This is a genomic window from Oceanospirillum sediminis (assembly GCF_014164585.1).
Lineage (GTDB): Bacteria > Pseudomonadota > Gammaproteobacteria > Pseudomonadales > Halomonadaceae > Oceanospirillum > Oceanospirillum sediminis.
Genome location: NZ_JACJFM010000239.1, coordinates 1 through 355, shown reverse-complemented (window position 1 = coordinate 355; position 355 = coordinate 1). Strand labels below are relative to the sequence as shown.

Below are 355 nucleotides of genomic sequence, written 5' to 3'. Positions count from 1 at the left end.
CTACAATTTAAAATCGTTATTTCAAACTGAAGATTTAGATTATGAATCTCAAACCATCATCAGAAGAGAGATTTTACCATCGGGAAAATCTAGAGCTTTCGTAAATGATTCTCCTGTTAATTTAAATAGTTTGCAGTTACTTGGAGAGCGCTTAATTGATGTACATAGTCAGCACCAAACACTGCAGCTAACGCAGAATAATTTTCAGTTTCAAGTGATTGATGCGTTGGCAAAAAATGAAAGAGAACTAGAATCATATGTGGTGGAGCTGACAAACTATAAGCAGTTAAATGTTGATTTAGAACAACTTAATGCCCTTAAAGCAAATGCTATTAAGGAATATGATTATAATGCC

Annotated in this window: 1 pseudogene; it reads left to right on the top strand. The window is 33.2% G+C overall.

Going from position 1 to position 355, the window contains the following annotated elements:
* A pseudogene (locus tag H4O21_RS28555) lies at nucleotides 1-355 on the top strand (hypothetical protein); the annotation flags it as partial.